Annotated in this window: 18 protein-coding genes; 8 read left to right on the top strand and 10 right to left on the bottom strand. The window is 61.6% G+C overall.

Annotation, left to right across the window (positions count from 1 at the left end):
* Positions 1-14: 14 nt before the first annotated feature.
* From ACSZOQ_RS04460 to ACSZOQ_RS04445, 4 genes are all read right to left on the bottom strand, one after another.
* Positions 15-1,190, bottom strand: a complete 1,176-nt coding sequence (locus ACSZOQ_RS04460; protein ID WP_439924828.1) for a phage portal protein — start codon at positions 1,188-1,190, stop codon at positions 15-17.
* A 51-nt stretch (positions 1,191-1,241) separates the two neighbouring features.
* Complete coding sequence (locus ACSZOQ_RS04455; RefSeq protein WP_439925948.1) at positions 1,242-2,510, bottom strand: DNA-packaging protein; 1,269 nt, start codon at positions 2,508-2,510, stop codon at positions 1,242-1,244.
* The gene (locus ACSZOQ_RS04450) at positions 2,503-2,991 is read right to left on the bottom strand and encodes a hypothetical protein (RefSeq protein ID WP_439924827.1); all 489 of its coding nucleotides are present in this window, start codon (positions 2,989-2,991) and stop codon (positions 2,503-2,505) included. The genes ACSZOQ_RS04455 and ACSZOQ_RS04450 overlap by 8 nt, the downstream gene beginning before the upstream one ends.
* A gap of 345 nt (positions 2,992-3,336) precedes the next feature.
* Complete coding sequence (locus tag ACSZOQ_RS04445; RefSeq protein ID WP_439924826.1) at positions 3,337-3,486, bottom strand: hypothetical protein; 150 nt, start codon at positions 3,484-3,486, stop codon at positions 3,337-3,339.
* Between the two features lie 346 nt (positions 3,487-3,832).
* Between ACSZOQ_RS04445 and ACSZOQ_RS04440 the strand changes: the two genes are divergently transcribed.
* Positions 3,833-4,771, top strand: a complete 939-nt coding sequence (locus ACSZOQ_RS04440; protein WP_439924825.1) for an IS1595 family transposase — start codon at positions 3,833-3,835, stop codon at positions 4,769-4,771.
* 277 nt (positions 4,772-5,048) lie between these two features.
* Positions 5,049-5,363 (top strand): hypothetical protein, encoded by a 315-nt coding sequence (locus tag ACSZOQ_RS04435; protein WP_439924824.1) that lies wholly within the window; start codon positions 5,049-5,051, stop codon positions 5,361-5,363.
* Between the two features lie 93 nt (positions 5,364-5,456).
* Here the strand turns inward: ACSZOQ_RS04435 and ACSZOQ_RS04430 are convergent, their stop codons facing one another.
* Positions 5,457-5,603: a hypothetical protein gene (locus ACSZOQ_RS04430; RefSeq protein WP_439924823.1), complete on the bottom strand. Its 147-nt coding sequence runs from the start codon at positions 5,601-5,603 to the stop codon at positions 5,457-5,459.
* Here ACSZOQ_RS04430 and ACSZOQ_RS04425 point away from each other — a divergent pair.
* Positions 5,602-6,201, top strand: a complete 600-nt coding sequence (locus ACSZOQ_RS04425) for a hypothetical protein (RefSeq protein WP_439924822.1) — start codon at positions 5,602-5,604, stop codon at positions 6,199-6,201. The two genes, ACSZOQ_RS04430 and ACSZOQ_RS04425, sit on opposite strands and share 2 nt — an antisense overlap.
* A gap of 360 nt (positions 6,202-6,561) precedes the next feature.
* The gene (locus tag ACSZOQ_RS04420; protein ID WP_439923534.1) at positions 6,562-7,917 is read left to right on the top strand and encodes an IS5-like element ISNha6 family transposase; all 1,356 of its coding nucleotides are present in this window, start codon (positions 6,562-6,564) and stop codon (positions 7,915-7,917) included.
* 84 nt (positions 7,918-8,001) lie between these two features.
* Here ACSZOQ_RS04420 and ACSZOQ_RS04415 read toward each other — a convergent pair whose 3' ends face one another.
* From ACSZOQ_RS04415 to ACSZOQ_RS04405, 3 genes are all read right to left on the bottom strand, one after another.
* A complete protein-coding gene (locus tag ACSZOQ_RS04415; protein ID WP_439924821.1) occupies positions 8,002-8,175 on the bottom strand; it encodes a Flp family type IVb pilin in 174 nt (57 codons plus the stop codon).
* A gap of 141 nt (positions 8,176-8,316) precedes the next feature.
* On the bottom strand, positions 8,317-9,876 hold the full coding sequence (locus ACSZOQ_RS04410; RefSeq protein WP_439924820.1) for an MDR family MFS transporter: 1,560 nt from the start codon (positions 9,874-9,876) through the stop codon (positions 8,317-8,319).
* A 339-nt stretch (positions 9,877-10,215) separates the two neighbouring features.
* Positions 10,216-10,731 (bottom strand): YcgN family cysteine cluster protein, encoded by a 516-nt coding sequence (locus tag ACSZOQ_RS04405; protein ID WP_439924819.1) that lies wholly within the window; start codon positions 10,729-10,731, stop codon positions 10,216-10,218.
* Positions 10,732-11,025: 294 nt separating this feature from the next.
* Here ACSZOQ_RS04405 and ACSZOQ_RS04400 point away from each other — a divergent pair, with 294 nt between their 5' ends.
* The 3 genes from ACSZOQ_RS04400 (at position 11,026) to ACSZOQ_RS04390 (ending at position 14,676) form a co-directional block, all read left to right on the top strand.
* Positions 11,026-13,302, top strand: a complete 2,277-nt coding sequence (locus tag ACSZOQ_RS04400) for a transglycosylase domain-containing protein (RefSeq protein WP_439924818.1) — start codon at positions 11,026-11,028, stop codon at positions 13,300-13,302.
* A 220-nt stretch (positions 13,303-13,522) separates the two neighbouring features.
* Positions 13,523-14,101, top strand: a complete 579-nt coding sequence (locus ACSZOQ_RS04395; protein ID WP_439924817.1) for a DUF1214 domain-containing protein — start codon at positions 13,523-13,525, stop codon at positions 14,099-14,101.
* On the top strand, positions 14,098-14,676 hold the full coding sequence (locus ACSZOQ_RS04390; RefSeq protein ID WP_439924816.1) for a DUF1254 domain-containing protein: 579 nt from the start codon (positions 14,098-14,100) through the stop codon (positions 14,674-14,676). Before ACSZOQ_RS04395 ends, ACSZOQ_RS04390 begins: the two co-directional genes overlap by 4 nt.
* Positions 14,677-14,684: 8 nt before the next feature.
* Here the strand turns inward: ACSZOQ_RS04390 and ACSZOQ_RS04385 are convergent, their stop codons facing one another.
* Positions 14,685-15,566: a hypothetical protein gene (locus tag ACSZOQ_RS04385; RefSeq protein WP_439924815.1), complete on the bottom strand. Its 882-nt coding sequence runs from the start codon at positions 15,564-15,566 to the stop codon at positions 14,685-14,687.
* An 18-nt stretch (positions 15,567-15,584) separates the two neighbouring features.
* On the bottom strand, positions 15,585-15,788 hold the full coding sequence (locus ACSZOQ_RS04380) for a hypothetical protein (RefSeq protein ID WP_439924814.1): 204 nt from the start codon (positions 15,786-15,788) through the stop codon (positions 15,585-15,587).
* A gap of 138 nt (positions 15,789-15,926) precedes the next feature.
* Here ACSZOQ_RS04380 and ACSZOQ_RS04375 point away from each other — a divergent pair, with 138 nt between their 5' ends.
* On the top strand, positions 15,927-16,889 hold the full coding sequence (locus ACSZOQ_RS04375; protein WP_439924813.1) for a DUF2336 domain-containing protein: 963 nt from the start codon (positions 15,927-15,929) through the stop codon (positions 16,887-16,889).
* Positions 16,890-16,898: the final 9 nt, after the last annotated feature.

Raw genomic sequence — 16,898 nt, 5'->3', positions numbered from 1 at the left:
AACGAGCAGCTCGCCTACTCCAGCCGGTCTCCGCCCTCGATCGGCGCGTAACCGACCGCCTCGCGTTTTTCGTTGAGCGTGAGAAACGCCGCGCTATTGACGCGCTCCCACAGCGCGGCACGATCGGCGGCAAGCGCGTCGATCCGGTCGGCGTCCACGACGATGCGGATGCCGTCGCCGAACTGCGGCGACAGCCATTGCGCAAACGAATTGCCGATACGGGACGCCAGCGGCAACACCGTCTGGCGGAAGAAGCAGCGGTTGGCCTCCTGAAAATTCGCATAGGTGTTGTCGCCGGGAATGCCGAGCACCATCGGCGGCACGCCGAAGGCGAGCGCGATCTCGCGAGCGGCGGTGTGCTTGGCCTCAAGGAAATCCATGTCCTTCGGCGTCAGCGACATCGCTTTCCAGTCGAGCCCGCCTTCGAGCAGCAGCGGCCGGCCGGCGTTCACCGCACCCTGATAGGTATCGGTCAGTTCTCGCTTCAGCCGGTCGAACTGCGAATCCGACAGCACCGCGCCCTCGGGACCGGAATAAACCAGCGCGCCGGAGGGCCGCGCAGCGTTGTCGAGCAACGCCTTGTTCCAGGTCGATCCGGCGTTGTGGGTGTCGATGGCAACCGCCGCTGGCTCGATCGGCGCGAGGCCATAATGATCGTCGAGCGGATGAAAGAAGGTCAGGTGCAGGATCGGCGGTACCGCGGATGACGATTGATCGAAACGGACGCTGCGACCGCCGACGCCATACTCATACGCCTCCGCCCAACCGTCGGCACCCGGCACCACCTTCATGCGGTCGGGCCTGAGCGCGTAGAGCTCGCGCACCGCACCGTCGAGCGCAACCGCCTCGATATAGGCGTTGCCGGACAGCAAGAGATGCGACACCAGCATCTCGAGGAATGCACCGCCGTGCTGCCGCATGTTCGGCCGTGAAAGCAGGAGGGAGAGCGGATGCGCTTCGCGCTCCTGCGCTCCCTCGAACACGAGGTAGCTGCACGACGCCACGTTCTCCGCGATAAGGCGGACTGCGCGATGCACGATGGCGTTATTGAGATAACCCTCGCGCGACAGCGCCGTATAATCGCGCGGAGTCCACCGCGCGCGGCCGCCGCTCTCGAAGGCAAGCAGCTTCGCCGTGCGGCTGGCCTTTGTCTCGGACGGCGCGAGCAAAGTTTTAAGACGATCGAACATCAACGACCCTTTCTTCACCCCTCCCCGCCGGCGGGAAGCGGGAGCTATTTCTCACAATCCCCTCACCCGCGGCTGGGCGCGCGGCACGAGCGCCAGCGACGTCACCGCCCACACCAGCGCATCGAGCCGGTCTGGCGAGCGCCCGGACGACAGGCCGGACAAGGCGAAGTCGCACATTTCATCTTCCAGCGCGGCAAAACTGCCGGCGTGCCTGACACGACCTTGCTCATAAAGTGTCGCCACCGGCTCGGCGCGCAACCATTTGCCGCGCGTCGCGCGCACCGCGATCACCGGCACGGAGGCATCGACCTCCGCAATCACGGCCTTCACCATGTCGCCGCCCTGGTTGACTTCCGCCACCAGCGCATCGGCGTCACACCGACGCCACAGCGCGATCGCCTTCGCCGCCCACAGCGCCGGCGTTACGCCCGCTACCGTCTCGTCGGCGATCACATAAACGATGCCGCCCTCCGCCAGACCCGCCGCAACGATGCCGCAGGCGTCCGCGCGCTTGCTGGAGGTCGCCGGCGGATCGACCGCGACCACGATGCGCTGCATCGGTGGCGCCTCGCCCACGCGACATCGCTCCAGCAACGCCCTCGACCACAGCGCATCCGGCCGATCCTCGATGATCTCGCCGTCAAGTTCCTGGCGCCCGAGCCGCGTTCCGGCGTAGCGCGCCATGACGCCCTGCAAAAAGGTCGGCGCCAGATTGAAGGCATTGGCTTGCGTCGGCGCGCGCGTGACCGCACTCGCCGGATCGGCCATCAGGCGTTTCAGAAGCGCGGTCGGCCGCGGCGTTGTGGTGATAAGCTGGCGCGGCTGCGACCCTAACCGCAAACCGAACTGCAGCATGTCGAACGCGGCTTCCGCGTAGCGCCATTTCGCCATTTCGTCAGACCAGGCGCAACCGAACTGCGGCCCGCGCAAGCTTTCGGGATCGTCGGCGGAAAACGCCTGCGCCACCGCGCCGTTGCTCCATTCCAGCCGCTTGCGCGACGGCGACCATACAGGACGCTCGCGGGCTGCGTGAACTGCGAGCAACCCGGAGACGCCTTCGATCATCACCTCACGCGCGTCATGTTCGGTTTCGCCGACCAGCGCGATGCGCGATACCGCTTCGCTGGCGAACGGCGGCAGACCCAAGGCCTGCGCGCGAATCCATTCGGCTCCGGCGCGGGTCTTGCCAGCGCCGCGGCCGCCGATCATCAGCCAGATCAGCCACGGCGCGCCGTTCGGCGCGAGTTCCGGCGGACGCTGATGCTGGTGCGCGAAAATATCCCATTGCCGGGCGAGAAATCCGAGTTCCGCTTCACTCATGCTCTCGAGCAGCAGACGGCGTTGGCGCAGCGACCATTTGCTCCAGTCGGCGCGAAAGCGCGCGCCGGAACTCGTCGAGGTCGCGGGGCACGGCGTCGTCATCGGCTGGCTTCACCTTCTCCTGACCGGCACGCAGCCGCGTCACCTCCCCGAGCGTGCGCGCAAGACTGGCCAGCGTCCGGGCACGGCGCTCCGCCTCGGTGCGCTGCTGCGGCTTCAAATGGCTGCCGCCGACAATAACCTCGATCAGTGACAACTCGCGTTCGATCGCGCGCGTCACACGCTCGATCAGGAGCGAACCTGTCGCGGGCGGCGGATCGTCGATTCGCTCGACCGCGGTGCGCTTGACGCGCGGGCTCGGTTCGTCCTTGCGTCGCACGGCTGCACGAGTGCGCTGTCTGCTCAATCCGGCCTTTGCCGCGTCATCATGCACGTCGATAACAACACGCGTTTCATCAGCGCGCCGTAAGGTCGCGGCCATTGTAGCCTTGCGCGCGACAACCGCGTCCTGAGTGTTTTCACAGGCAGTTCCGACTGGTCGAATGGTCTTTGGAGACTTCTTTTTTGCATCCGACGACGTCGCGGCGATCTTGCGCGCATCCGATTTTAAGTTGGATGTCGAAGATTTTCCGGACTTCGTCACGCGCACTTTCGTGCGCGATGCAACTCGAGTCGCCGCCGGCTTCCGTGCCGGTCTGGCGGTTCGCGTCACACCCATGGATGTCGGAAAGCTCCCTGGTGGCGGAACAGATACCGCCGAATTTCTAGTGGTTCGGTCCGATTCTAGCCCACGGCCAGATGGGTCGCGAATGTCAAATTCACTCCACTAGTGAAAGAATATGAACCAGACCAAACCGAGGATCAACACGGCGAGACCGGTGCTGATAGCCAACAGCATAAAGATGGACGGACCGGACTCGGCCTGTCGCGCCTCCATCGGGGTCTCCACGATCTGATCGCGCTCTTTGGTTGTCATGCGCCTTCTCCCTGCGATCCGCTGGATCGCTGCTCTGCTCGGGGTGGGGCAACGTCAGATCCGTAGTGATGTTCCTTGCAAATGACTGCCGGTGATGGGTCACTGTGATGCGCGCGTTTGAACCGCGCAGCTTCAATGCGACCTTTCATTGGATGGCTTTTCTGGCGACTGGCGCGACGGTCGGGTCGCATGATCCACTTGGAACAGCGCTGTCATCTCTCGGCGCAACTGTGGAGCATGGCGTAAACCTACCCCAGCAGCGTCACGCTGTCAAGGTATATTTTCCTACTTATATACTTGACAAAAGTAAGCCGGTTTCGTAAAACGTGGTCATTGGAGCAAGCCGATGACCAAAGCCGTTTTTCAAGACCCTATGTTTCATGATGAGGACAAGGCCCGCGAAGCCCTTGAGGCTGTGCGCTGGCCTGACGGCGCTGTTTGCCCTCATTGCGGCAACTCCGATCAAGACAAACTAGCCAAGGTCGAAGGGCAGAAGAAATCCCATCGTCCCGGCCTGTATTACTGCAACGAGTGCAAAGGTCAGTTCACCGTGACCGTTGGCACCGTATTTGAGCGCTCCAAGGTGCCCCTCACCAAGTGGTGGATGGCGGCGCACATGATGAACTCTGGCAAAAACGGCGTTTCCGCCCATGAAATCCATCGCGCTCTTGGCATCACCTACAAGACCGCGTGGTTCATGATGCACCGCTTACGCGAAGCCATGATCGTTTCCAACGATACTCCTATGGGCGGCTCTGGCAGCGCCATTCAGGCCGACGAGACCTATTGGGGCAACACGTCGAAGCGCTCCAAGTCTTACCGAAAGGGCCTAAAGCGCAAATCTGCTATTGTGGCGCTTGTCGATGCTGAGACCGGAGAAGCCCGCACGTTCCATGTTCGTCGCGGAGTGAGCGCTTCTGACGTTCGCGAAATCCTTGTCACTAACGTTGACCGCAAATCGACACTCGTGACTGACGAAAGCAAGCTCTACACCAAGACCGGCTGTGAATTTGGCGATCATCAAACGATGAACCACAGTGGGCGCGAATACGTGAATGCCGCTGGCTTCACCACGAACAACGTCGAAAACTTCTTTGGCGTGTTCAAGCGCGGTATGCGCGGCACCTATACGTTCTGCGGTGAGCAGCACTTGCAGCGCTACCTGACGGAATTTCAATTCCGTTACAACAATCGCTCCGGCCTAGGCGTAACCGATGGGGAACGGACGGCAAAGGCCCTCAAGGGTATCGAGGGCAAGCGCCTGACGTACCGGCCGACTAACTAAGATCACCCATAAAAAACAAGCCACTAAGCGTTTTCGCGCTTGGCGTAAGTCTGTTCATAAACGGGACAAATAAGGAACCGTCTCGACTCCTAGAACCAGTTCCATGGCAGACTAGGAGTCGAGCGATTCGTCGAGGACAACCGGTTGGAGCCGGTCTCTTCGGATAGCTCATTAACCCGGAGGACGGGTCGTGAGCCGCAGTGTAGTACAGCGCTCCCATCATTGGGATTCTGCACTAAAGGTCAAGGGCCGTCCTCCAATCAACAGAGGACTACTCATGTCTACTTACTGCATCACGTTCCGCATCGCGGATAAGACCGTCAACGGAAAAAGCTACAGTGAGCGTTATCAGCAACTAGTCGATAACGTTTATACGGACCAGGGATACTGGGATGAGACGACATCATTCATTCTGGTCACATCGAACCTCTCAACGCCAGCGTTCGCAGCGCAGGCCTGCAAAGGCTTGAGCGTAAAAGACGACATCGTCGTTGTCTTTGATCCCAGCGATATGTCCGCGTCTTATTTCGGGCCCATCAAGCACCCAGTAGAACTGGGGAGCTTTTTCGCAGGCCTGAAGAAGGCTGCATGAACATCCACGGGAACGCAGAGAGTTCTCGCGAGAGCCATGACTAGGAAAATACGAAACGCCTTCACTGGCACCCTCCGAAAAATACAGCCCGGCCTATTTGCCGGGCTTCTTCCTCGCCGCAGATTTTTTTGCGACCTTTTTCTTCCCGACCTTCATATCCTCGTGCGGCTTCGGCTTCATGCGCACGAGGGCACCCATCAACTTTTTCGTGTTTTCCAAGTCGCCCTTGGTTTTTGGCATGATCTCTTTCCGCACGATCTGGGTAGTATTCAAGGCTTCGTACCGACAACGTCGGATCATGGGGCCGAATGAAATAACATCACTTTTGAAGACGCATAGTCTGCGTGAAGAAAAAAAGCTTTTCTACCGAGCCATTGGATTGGTGAGTGTTAGTTGGTGCCAAATAGAAATCCTGTTCGATTATGCGAACCTATTTCTAATAAATACGTATGACATGAAAGAAACCCAACTCCCCATTGCGCTAAAGCCAAAAATCGCTTTTTTCAGGAAACACTTCCAAACCATTCCCGAACTAGATCCCTTCAAAGATCGGGCGATGGCGATTGTCGAAAGAGCTAATATTCTGAAAGAAGCGCGCCACGACATTATCCACGGATACGCGGCGAAATTGGTCAGCGTTGATGACGACCGGCGATTTGTCCGCCATGACTATCGAGGAAAGCGAATAGCGGAAAAGACAAAAAGTTATTCACTCGACCAAATCATACAAAAATCAGAAGAAATGGGAGAACTAGTCGATCTTATGGTCGCCCTCTTGAGACAGACCATTCCTCCCAACAAAATCCTGAGCAATTACTTTGACGATCCTCTCAGCTAGGTCGCGATAAGTTTCACCTCCATCGCGCTCCCAAGCGGCCAGCATATTCTCGATTTTTCTAAGAAGTTCTTCTTTGTCGTTTTGCACTGTTCCTCACAGTGCACTTACCAACCTGACATTTCGGGCGCGCCAACCAGCTTGTGAGCTGGTAGACGAATCATAGGAATATACTCACTTTTGTCAAGTACATAGTCGCCCGTGAAAAATGCAGAAGCCATCCTGGCGGAATGATTTCGCGGGTTTTGAAAGTATTCGCTATCGCCGGTTTTGGGGATGTCGACATCGATTTCCTTGCAATTTGATTTGGCGGAATCGGCGTGATTCCATGTCTCCGGCTGGGTTTGAGTCGGAGATATCGCGATGCTTCCGAAGGAGCGGCGAGACAGCGGACAGAATGATTTGTTCAAGTCGCACCTCGACCAGATCGTCGACATGAACCACGCGTTGGCGAAGCTGGCGCGCAAGATCGACTGGGGATTTCTCGAGGGCAAATTCGGGGCGGTCTACGCCGATGTTCCCGGCCGGCCGCCCCTGCCGACGCGGCTGATGGCGGGATTGGCGATCCTCAAGCACACGTTTAATCTGTCGGACGAGGCGCTGTGCGAACGCTGGGTCGAAAACCCCTATTATCAATTGTTTTGTGGCGAGGCGTTCTTTCGTCACGACGTTCCCTTCGACCGCTCCTCGATGACGCGCTGGCGTCAGCGCATGGGCGAAGACAAGATCGTCGCGCTCATTCAGGAGAGCCTGAATGTCGCCACGCGCGTTGGCGCGGCCAAGCCGTCGGACTTCACCAGCATCATCGTCGATACGACGGTGCAGCCGAAGGCGGTGGCGTTCCCGACCGATGCCAAGCTCATGCATCGCGCCCGCGAGAAGCTGGCGCGGTTGGCCAAAAAGCACGGCGTCGTCCTGCGACAATCCTACGAGCGTGTTGGCAAGCACGCGTTGATCGCGCATCAGCGCTACGCTCACGCGAAACAGTTCAGGCGCGCCAACCGGGCGCTGAAGACATTGCGCACGTATCTCGGCCGCGTGATGCGTGACATCAGGCGCAAGATCGCCGGCGATCCGGACAGGCAGGCGGCTTTCGCGCAACTGTTGTCGCTGGCCCACGCGGTGCGTCATCAACAACAAAGGCAGCGCGGCAAGAAAATCTATTCCCTGCACGCGCCGGAGATCGAATGCATCGCCAAGGGCAAATCGCACAAGCCCTATGAGTTCGGCGTGAAAGTCTCCATCGCCACGACGCTCAACCATTCCAGGGGCGGCCAGTTCATTGCGCACGCGAAGGCGCTTCCGGGAAATCCCTACGACGGCCACACGCTGGAAAGCATCATCCCCGATGTCGAGCATCAAATCGGCGCGACCATCAATCGGCTCGTCGCCGACAAGGGCTATAGGGGCCACAATGCTCCGCCAGAATACAAGTTCAGGATTTACATCTCGGGCCAGAAACGCGGCGTCACCGACCCGATCAAGCGTGACCTGCGACGACGTTCGGCGATCGAGCCTGTGATCGGTCACGCAAAATCAGACCACCGCATGGATCGCAATTATCTCAAGGGCTCCGAAGGCGACGCCATCAACGCCGTGCTCGCCGCCGCCGGGTACAACTTCCGCCGATTGCTCGCGTGGCTAAGGCTGCTTTTGCGCGCATGGTTAGTGTCGATCATGCCGCCACATGCCAACCATCAATCATTCTCGGTCGCATGAAATCTCGTTCTTCACGGACGACTACATAAGTGCGTATATTTTCCTAGGAATATTTGCCCGATAATCTTGGGTGCCGCGCCTTGCCTACTTGAACGCGTTGCGCACCGCGGTGAAGCGATCGTTGAGGGAAGTGCCGATGCCGGTAACCGCGACCACGATGACGATGCTGATGGTACCGGCGATCAGAGCATACTCGATCGCGGTCGCGCCCGATTCATCACGCAAAAAATCCGACGTGAGCTTTGCTATGAGACGCATCGCGAACTCCGATCGATGGATGCGCGGATTCTCCCGCGTCCTTACTTGCAGCTCAACCTAGAGACGAATGATTGCCCAGACCCTAAGCGACACGCTCAACGAATACTTAAGGCCAGCGACGAAATTCTGCGCGTAAACGGATCACGTCGCGGGCCCGGCGAGAGGCCGCTCCTCCATCAGCGTCAGCAGCAGCGCCGCGCCCGCCAGCATCGCTGCGGCGGCGGCAAACACATACCGGAACGCCGTGGTCAGGTCGGACGCAGAGATCGCATTGACCTGATGGCCACCGTCCTGGCCGATCGAGACATTCGCACCCAGCACCATCAGCAGGATGGCGGCGAATGCGGCGACGGCGAACGATGAGGCCAGCGCGCGGAAGAAATTCATCGCACCGGTGACGGTGCCGACCTGAGGCCGCGCCACCGCGTTCTGAAGCGACACTACGCTGACAGGGAACGCGGTGCCGAGGCCGAAGGCTAACAGGGAGAGCAACGCCAGCAGCGGCCACAGCGGCAGCGCGACCATTGCCAGGATCGCGGCGATGACGGCGGCGAAGCCGGTCCCGACGATCGCGACCCGCTTGTAGTGAACCGTGTGCGTCATGGTGCGGCCGGCAAGCGCGGCGCCGCCGGTCGAGATCGCGGCGATCGGAATCAGCGCCAATCCCGATTCGCTGGCGCTGAGGTGATGGACCACCTGATAGTACAGCGGCAGATGCACGGTAATTCCGATAATGGCGCCGAGCGCCAGGGCGCCGGCGGCAATCGCATAAGGGACGACCGAGCCGCCAATCAACGACAGTGGCAGGAACGGTTCCGACGTCGTGCGCGCGTGCCAGACGAAGCCTGCGGCCAGCACGAACGCGACGACGAGCATGACCGCGGTAGCCGGCGACAGCCAGGCGAAGCGGTTGCCTCCCCATGTCAGCACGAGCATGAACACTACGGCGGACGCCATCAGCAGCACTCCGCCGATCCAGTCCACTTTGCGGCGGCTGTGGAACACCGGGATCCTTCCCATCTTCGGCAGCAACAGCGCCAGCGAGAGGACACCGAGCGGCAGATTGATCCAGAAAATCATCGACCAGTGCAGGTGCTCTGCGAACACGCCGCCCAGCACCGGCCCGGCAATGCCCGCTGCGGTCCATACGCCACTGAAATAGGCCTGATACTGGCCACGCTCGCGGGGCGTCACCACATCGGATATCACCGTCTGCACCACCGGCAAGATGCCGCCGCCGCCGAGACCCTGCACCCCGCGCGCAACGATCAGCGTCGCGATGTTCGGCGCCAGCGCGCACAGGACCGAGCCCGCAATGAACAGACCGAGCGCCGTGATGATCATGGCGCGGCGGCCGTAGATGTCGCTCAGCGTGCCGAACACCGGCGCGACCGCGGTGGACGCCAACAGATACGCCGTGATGATCCACGACAGGTTGCTGACGTCGAGGAACTGGTGGCCGATGGTCGGCAGCGCGGTTGCGACAATGGTTTGGTCGAGCGCGGCCAGGAACATGGTCAGCATAAGGCTGACCAGGATGGTTCGAACCTCGCTATGACTCAGCCGGGTAGGCTGCGCGATCGGCGGCGCATCGGCGTCGCCGCCGGCCTTGCCGGGACGCGCTGCGACTTCGCGGGAGACGTTGCCGGACGAAATCCGCGGAGAGGACGGATCCCGACCGGGCTGATCGAGGTTGTTCATGCGGGCGGGACAAAATTTTCGGCTGAAATGGTGAGCGGAGGCGGAGGACGAAATTGGTGCGTCATCTTACAGAGTTTATAACGACACTATAACGCTGGCACGCGCGTTCGGACAGCGTGGTCCGCGCCTGAAAGGCATTTGCGGATACCAAATCGCAAACATGTGATGGAACTAGTGGTTCGATTAACATTCGGGATCTCGTTCCGGCGAATGCTCTTGCGAATGTTAGAATCAAGGAACCACTAGCGAATACAAAATGCTATCAGGAGCGTTTTGGGTTTGACATCCGCGGTCAACACTCGCGTTCAGTGGGAGCGAATGTGAAATCCACTCCAGTCGTCAGCTTCGCGGCCGGTTCCTGAGTCGGGCGCGCTTCGGCAATTGCACCGGCCACTGCACGATGTGATCCTCGAGCTCGGAATCGGGAATCTCGTTCTCGGTCCCCCGCACCCGGCCGCGCACCGAGACTCCCGCCTCGTGCACGGTGTTGCGGTCGCCGGAAATCAGCGGATGCCACCAGTAGAGATCCCGTCCCTCCGCGACCAGCCGGTAACCGCAACTCGGCGGCAGCCAGTTCAAGGTGCGAACGTTTTCCGGCGTCAGGCGGACACAGTCCGGAACCTGCTCGGAGCGTTTCGCATAATCCTTGCAGGCGCAGAGTCCGGCATCCAGGAGGCGGCAGGAGACATGAGTGAAATAAATGTCGCCAGTGTCCTCGTCCTCGAGCTTTTCCAGGCAGCAGCGCGCGCAGCCGTCGCACAGGCTTTCCCATTCGGCGCTGGACATCTCTTCCAACGTCTTGGTCTTCCAGAAGAATCCGCTCTGTTCTGAAGTCCGCGCGGGTCTTTGCGTCATGGGTTGCGTTTTGGACCTTGGGATGCTCGGCGCATCCTGTCTATGGGCTTTGGCCGCAACCTACGCAAGCGTCCCTTTACGGTTCGGCCAGGGTACGCGGTCGTTGCCGGAAATAGCGCCCGACGATTTGGTTTATCACCGCCGCTCGGATAGAAGGAAACCGGCTTTTCCGAGGATGCCCGACGATGTTCCAGCGTCGGTTTTATGTGCCTTGGGTTTGCCGTAACACTTATGACGTGGCGACGGCGCCCGGACGGGGGCGCTTTCAAGCCGCAGATCCGTGACAGGCCCCCGGTGCGCAACATCCTGCCCTCCGACTGGAAAAAGCGAATCCGGCATTTCATGCTGGATTTCGATGCGCGCATCGATTCGACGCTGTTCTCCTCAGCGGTCGGCGCGCGCGAACTTTTCGAGCGCTTCTCCACCTTCATGGACCGCTTCTATGTCGGTCGCTGGAAACGCTGGGTCATCGTCGAGCCGTTGTCGGAGGCAGCGACCCTCGGCCTCGGCGGCCTCATCATTCTGCTGGCGCTGGCTCAGCCGGCGTTCCGCGAAACCGCCGACGAGGACTGGCTGAAGAAATCCGATCTCGCGGTGACGTTCCTCGATCGCTACGGCAATCCGATCGGCAGTCGCGGCATCAAGCACAACGATTCGATTCCGCTCGAGGAATTCCCCGACAACCTGATCAAGGCGACACTCGCGACCGAAGACCGCCGCTTCTACGACCACTTCGGCATCGATGTCGGAGGCACCTTCCGCGCGCTGGTGACGAACGCGCAGGCCGGCGGCGTGCGGCAGGGCGGCTCATCGATCACCCAACAGCTCGCGAAGAACCTGTTCCTCTCCAACGAGCGCACCATCGAGCGCAAGGTCAATGAGGCCTTCCTCGCGATCTGGCTGGAGACCCGGCTGACCAAGAACGAAATCCTGAAGCTGTATCTCGACCGCGCCTACATGGGCGGCGGCACCTTCGGCGTCGACGGCGCGGCGCACTTCTACTTCAACAAGTCGGTACGCGACGTCAATCTCTCGGAGGCCGCGATGCTCGCCGGTCTGTTCAAGGCGCCGACCAAGTACGCGCCACACATCAACCTGCCCGCCGCCCGCGCCCGCGCCAACCAGGTGCTCGACAATCTCGTCGACGCCGGCTTCATGACCGAGGGACAGGTGTTCGGCGCGCGGCGCAATCCCGCTACCGCGGTCGACCGCCGCGACGAGAACTCGCCGAACTACTACCTCGACTGGGCGTTCGACGAGATGCGCAAGCTGGTCGATACGTTTCCGCGCTCCTATACCGAGCGCGTGTTCGTGGTGCGCACCGCGATCGACATGAACGTGCAGCACGCGGCGGAAGAAGCGATCGAAAACCAGTTGCGCCAATTCGGTCGCGACTATCACGCGACCCAGGCCGCAACCGTGGTCGCCGACCTCGACGGCGGCGTGCGCGCGATGGTCGGCGGCCGCGATTACGGTGCTAGCCAGTTCAACCGCGCGACCGACGCCATGCGTCAGCCCGGATCGTCGTTCAAGCCCTATGTCTACACCACCGCGCTGCTCAACGGCTTCAAGCCGACCTCGACGATCGTCGACGGCCCCGTCTGCATCGGCAACTGGTGCCCGCAGAACTACGGCCACTCCTATTCCGGCACGGTGACGCTGACCCAGGCGCTGACCCGCTCGATCAACGTTGTGCCGGTGAAACTCTCCATCGCGCTCGGCAAAGGCGAGAAGAACCCCGCCAAGGCCGGTCGCGCCAAGATCGTCGCGGTGGCCCGCAAGTTCGGCATCGTCACGCCGCTGCCCGACACGCCCTCACTGCCGATCGGCGCCGATGAGGTCAACGTGCTCGAACACGCTGTCGCCTACGTGACATTCCCGAACAAAGGCAGGGCGGTTACGCCGCATGCGGTTCTCGAAGTCCGCACCGGCGCTGGCGATCTGGTCTGGCGCTATGACCGTGACGGTCCCAAACCGCGCCAGATTATTCCAGCTTCGACCGCCGCCGACATGGCCGGCATGATGAGCCACGTGGTCAGCGAAGGCACCGCGCGCCGCGCCATCCTCGACGGCATTCCAGCGGCGGGCAAGACCGGCACCACCAACGCCTATCGCGACGCCTGGTTCGTCGGCTACACTGGCAACTTCGTGTGCGGTGTCTGGTACGGCAACGACGACTATTCGCCGACCAACCGCCTGACCGGCGGGGCGCTGCCTGCCCAGACCTGGCATGACATCATGACGGCCGCACATCGCGGCGTCGAAATCAAGGACATCGCCGGTGTCGCAGCGCCGGCGAAACCGACTGCGGCCGAAGCCGCCAAAATCGCCGGCAGCGAAGACAATACAAATCCGGCGCCGCCGCCCATCCTGACCAAGCGTGGCGCCGAGATCCTGGTGCGCGTGGAAAAGATGCTGGATGAAGCAGGCAAGACGATCGGAAAAACCTCGGCGGCTCCCTCCGGCACACCCAACCCACTTTCGTCCTCGTCCAGCGCCACAACTTTCCCCGAAAGCTTCGCGGCTGCGACGTCCGGCGCCCGGGTGACGCCGACGCCACGCAAGAACTAGTGGTTTGATTCCAACATTCGCATTACACAGGTGCGGCGAATGGCGAATAAAGCCACGCCGCTAGTGCTAGCTCACACAGCGTCTGTCGCCAGTTTGCGCTGGGAACTTCAACTCGAAACGAGACAAGAAGCTTAATATCATTGTGCTCCTTTGATTCTGCAGTTCGCATCAAAGGAGTAGAACGATTGGTTGCGAACGTCGAAAACCGGAGCGCCGACCCGTGCGGCTGATTTTCATCACCTTGCTGGGCTTCGGTCTCGCCATCGCGGTTGGCCTCGGAGCCACCTGGATCACCACGACGCGGGGCACCGATCTCGGCACCCTGACCATTGGCGCATGGACAGCAAGGCCAAGGACCGGATCCGCCGACATCGACCCCTATTCTCGCGCCACGATTGCGCGCAGCGGCGAGCTGCCAATCGGAACCGGCGACGGAATCGCATTTCTCGCAACCGCCGACGACGCCAGGCGACCGCTCGATGGCCGCTGCAACGTCATCGTCAGCGGCATTACGCCGGCGGCGCGGTTCTGGACACTGACGCTGTACGACCGCAAGGGCCATCTGGTGGCAAACTCGCTGCAACGCTACGGCTTCACCAGCGAGGAGGTCGTGCGGAATTCCGACGGCTCGTTCGCGGTGCAGGTGGCATCGCGCGCGCGCGCCGGCAACTGGCTGCCGACCGGCGGTATCGAACGCTATGTGCTGATGCTTCGACTCTATGACACGCCTGTCGGAGTGGCGACGCGTACCCAGCGCGACGCGCCGATGCCCTCCGTCGCGACCGGGGGATGCTCATGATCCGCGTGCTGTTCGCGATCGTCGGCGGCATCCTGCTCGGCGGGATCGTGCATCTCGTCAGCGTGCTGGCGCTGCCGCGGATCGCCTCGCAGGACGCCTATTCGCGGCTGACGGCGATGACCCCACCGAACGCGGTGACGCCGCTGCCGCTGGCTGATCCCGGCCACTCCCCGATGCCGTTCATGGACCCGGCGTTTGCCGTCGCAATCTGCCGCTACGACCTGTCAGGCGGATCGATCAAGCTGACCGTTCCGGTGAGCCAAGCCTACACATCGGTGTCGTTCTACACCCGCAGCGATGTCGCCTATTACGCCATCAACGACCGTTCCGCCGGACGCAAGGTGATCGAGCTCAACCTGATGACCGAAGCCCAGCACGCGGAGCTACCCGAGGAAGAGGACGTGACGGCGGCGGACCGGCTGATCATCGACTCTCCCTCAAAGACGGGGCTGATCGTTCTGAAAGCGCTGGCGCCGGAGCCGGGCATGATGGCGCAGGCGCAAGCCTCTCTCGCTGCCGCAAAGTGCCGGCTGCAGACCGAGCCCCCCATGGTGAAGCCCGAGGCGAAGCGATAGCCGAAGCCCTACCCCCGCGTGCGCAGGGCGCGGCCGATCACAGGTGCTGCAACGACGGGAGGATTGGCAGTCAGCGCCGCAAGCTGTCCGATCAGGCGATCGGCATCCGCAGCCATATTGTCCGGCGCGTGAATCACCAGATGCTCGAGCGCCCAGCGGTAGGAAGCGATCCGTTGCTCGAGGCATTGCTGCACCCACTGCACGATCAGGGTGTTCTCTTCCATACGCGCGCCGGCATCTGAACGTTCCCGCGGCGACAGGTCGGAAACGAGCCTCATGCTGGCGTTGCGTTTGCTATCGAGATCAAAGACTTGCCGCGCGGTGTTGAAAAAGGGATCGAAGCGCGTGAGGTCGTCGCGGACATCGTCAATCAGTTGCGCGTAGCGCGAGGCATCGGAGCGGTGCGGCTCGTCGATGAGCTGGCGGCCGTAGGCGCTGCGGTCAAATATGGGCTTCTGCCGCCACGGCGGGGCGAACGGCTCATAGTCGCCGAACACGCTCTTCCAGGCCGGTCGCGAACGCGGCGGCTCGACCAGCGGATAGGCGAGATCGCGCAACATCCGCTCGTTATCGGTCAGCTGGAATCGCGACGGCTGCCGGCCGATGCTGCCGGTGGCTTCCGCGCCCATCCAGCGGTGCATGTCGTCATTGCGGGCATCCTGACGGACGCGGCCGAAATCGCCGCCACTACATGCGGCAAGAGTGGCACTTAAAAGAATCACGGAAACCAGCGAAGAGAGGGGCGAACGTCCTAGCCCTGCTGGCGTCGCTGGATTCGTTCCGGCTTTGATGAAATCAAAGCCGGACTCCAGCCTTTTGATTCGACGCGTTTTGTTGACGCGAACCGGTGTCCACTTCGCTCGAAAATACTCCAGCGGCTTCTCCGGCATCGACGTGTATCCGGAAAATCAGGAGCGGGCGCGGCGGCGGCGCCGGCGGCCGGGAGCCGTGCCCTCCTCCGGACCGCTCCCACCGCTGGTTTCGTCGGTCTCGCGGTCGATGCGGATGACCGGCAGGATCACGACCGTTCCCATCCCTCTATCCGGAGAGCGATCCATCGTCGATCCCAGCCGCGAAGCCGCATCTGCCGGAAACGCAATAACGGTGCCCATGCCCAGTCTCTCCTCGCCCCCAGCGCCGTCCCGATTTCGGCAGCGACACGCCGGGATTTAGAACCGGGCATGGTTAACCGCCCGTTAAAGCCGGCGCGCTAGGTTGCAGACGAATAGTTCTCCGCAAGCGTAGCCGACATGACCGCACCTCCGATGTTTCCCGGTTTCGACGGGTTGTTGACGCTGTCCCGCCGGGACGGTGTGGACATCCGTCCGACCCTGCTGCGGGTGCTGACCGACCTTTACGTGCAGGCCAGCACGCACTCCGCCGAAGAGGAGCAACATTTCGTCGAACTCACCTCACGCCTGATCGATCAGGTCGACGATGCCACCCGCGCCGCGGTGCGCGCCCGCCTGTCGATCTATCCACGGACGCCGGCTGCAATCATGAGCAAGCTGCGACTTCACAGCCTGGCCCCCCAACCGCGTGCTATCAGCACCGCGCCGCCTTCCTCGCCCGCACCGCCGGCTGCGGAGACGAAACCCCGCACGATCACGACGCTATCGATGGAATCGCGCGACGCCGCCGAAATCAGCGAGATGTTCTTCACCGCAAACGCAAGAGATCGCGCGTTGATCCTGCACAATCTGGCGACAGCGCCGCTACGGCCATCGCCGCGCATCCATCCATCCCGGGCCGCACGCGCCATCGAGACCCTGCACATGGCCGCGTTCGCTGTCGATGTCGATAACTTCACGGCTGAACTCAGCGAGACGCTGATCCTTCCCGCCCGGATCGCCGAGCGGGTGGTCAAGGATCCGGGCGGCGAGCCGCTCGCCTGCGCTGCCAAGGCCGTCGGCATGCCCTCCAGAATCTTTCAGCAGGTTCTGCTGTTTCTCGACCCCGCCATCGGCACATCCGTCATCGCGGTGTACCGGCTGTCGCGCCTCTACGACCTGCTCGACGACCGCTCCGCCCGGATCATGCTCGCGGCCTGGCGCGGAGCGACAATGACGGAAGCGCAGGCCAAATATCGTCCCACGCTTTATGACGACGAACGCCATCGCGCCCGGATGGCACCAACGCAAGGACGTTCGGGCGTCGCCCAGCCGGGGGCGTCTTTTCGGCGGGGCACCGGCCGCGATGGACCTGGCGGCTAGCCGGAGTCG

Origin of the sequence: Nitrobacter sp. JJSN (genome assembly GCF_051912485.1) — a bacterium.
Lineage (GTDB): Bacteria > Pseudomonadota > Alphaproteobacteria > Rhizobiales > Xanthobacteraceae > Nitrobacter.
The sequence above is the reverse complement of the archived record's forward strand: the minus strand, read 5'-3'. Positions and strand labels throughout refer to the sequence as shown.

Excerpts from the sequence above, each read along its gene's own strand:
- ACSZOQ_RS04460 (WP_439924828.1), bottom strand. The coding sequence starts at position 1,190 with ATGTTCGATCGTCTTAAAACTTTGCTCGCGCCGTCCGAGACAAAGGCC.
- ACSZOQ_RS04455 (WP_439925948.1), bottom strand. The coding sequence starts at position 2,510 with ATGAGTGAAGCGGAACTCGGATTTCTCGCCCGGCAATGGGATATTTTC.
- ACSZOQ_RS04450 (WP_439924827.1), bottom strand. The coding sequence starts at position 2,991 with ATGGCCGCGACCTTACGGCGCGCTGATGAAACGCGTGTTGTTATCGAC.
- ACSZOQ_RS04445 (WP_439924826.1), bottom strand. The coding sequence starts at position 3,486 with ATGACAACCAAAGAGCGCGATCAGATCGTGGAGACCCCGATGGAGGCG.
- ACSZOQ_RS04440 (WP_439924825.1), top strand. The coding sequence starts at position 3,833 with ATGACCAAAGCCGTTTTTCAAGACCCTATGTTTCATGATGAGGACAAG.
- ACSZOQ_RS04435 (WP_439924824.1), top strand. The coding sequence starts at position 5,049 with ATGTCTACTTACTGCATCACGTTCCGCATCGCGGATAAGACCGTCAAC.
- ACSZOQ_RS04425 (WP_439924822.1), top strand. The coding sequence starts at position 5,602 with ATGATCTCTTTCCGCACGATCTGGGTAGTATTCAAGGCTTCGTACCGA.
- ACSZOQ_RS04430 (WP_439924823.1), bottom strand. The coding sequence starts at position 5,603 with ATGCCAAAAACCAAGGGCGACTTGGAAAACACGAAAAAGTTGATGGGT.
- ACSZOQ_RS04420 (WP_439923534.1), top strand. The coding sequence starts at position 6,562 with ATGCTTCCGAAGGAGCGGCGAGACAGCGGACAGAATGATTTGTTCAAG.
- ACSZOQ_RS04415 (WP_439924821.1), bottom strand. The coding sequence starts at position 8,175 with ATGCGTCTCATAGCAAAGCTCACGTCGGATTTTTTGCGTGATGAATCG.
- ACSZOQ_RS04410 (WP_439924820.1), bottom strand. The coding sequence starts at position 9,876 with ATGAACAACCTCGATCAGCCCGGTCGGGATCCGTCCTCTCCGCGGATT.
- ACSZOQ_RS04405 (WP_439924819.1), bottom strand. The coding sequence starts at position 10,731 with ATGACGCAAAGACCCGCGCGGACTTCAGAACAGAGCGGATTCTTCTGG.
- ACSZOQ_RS04390 (WP_439924816.1), top strand. The coding sequence starts at position 14,098 with ATGATCCGCGTGCTGTTCGCGATCGTCGGCGGCATCCTGCTCGGCGGG.
- ACSZOQ_RS04385 (WP_439924815.1), bottom strand. The coding sequence starts at position 15,566 with ATGCCGGAGAAGCCGCTGGAGTATTTTCGAGCGAAGTGGACACCGGTT.
- ACSZOQ_RS04380 (WP_439924814.1), bottom strand. The coding sequence starts at position 15,788 with ATGGGCACCGTTATTGCGTTTCCGGCAGATGCGGCTTCGCGGCTGGGA.
- ACSZOQ_RS04375 (WP_439924813.1), top strand. The coding sequence starts at position 15,927 with ATGACCGCACCTCCGATGTTTCCCGGTTTCGACGGGTTGTTGACGCTG.